1 protein-coding gene is annotated in these 322 nt (G+C 69.9%); it reads left to right on the forward strand.

All coding sequences use genetic code 11. From position 1 onward, the window contains the following. Positions 1-197 (forward strand): helix-turn-helix domain-containing protein (locus tag CWO89_RS45380; RefSeq protein ID WP_249776248.1); only part of this gene is annotated, 197 nt, incomplete at its 5' end. Between the last annotated feature and the right edge of the window lie 125 nt (positions 198-322).

Below are 322 nucleotides of genomic sequence, written 5' to 3' on the forward strand. Positions count from 1 at the left end.
GAAAACTCGACGGCCGCCGCTCCACGTCGCGGCTGCCGGAGCTCATCGAGTTCGTAATCGCAAGGCCGTTGGTCTCAGCCGGCATGATCGCCAAAGAGCTCGACATCACGCCCCGTGCCGCCCAGAATCTGGTGGCCGAGCTGGGCCTGCGCGAGGCGACGGGCCGCGGACGATATCGGGCGTGGGGCGTCTTGTGAGCGCGTAGTGATCTCGGCCCGCGTTCGCGTCGGCGACTCCGCGAGGCGCGCGGGCGTCGCCGAGACGCGCACACCCGAGGCGTCGACCGCCAGAGTGTTGTGCAGGTCGACGCCCCGAAGCTTCG

Source organism: Bradyrhizobium sp. Leo170, from assembly GCF_004296405.1.
Lineage (GTDB): Bacteria > Pseudomonadota > Alphaproteobacteria > Rhizobiales > Xanthobacteraceae > Bradyrhizobium.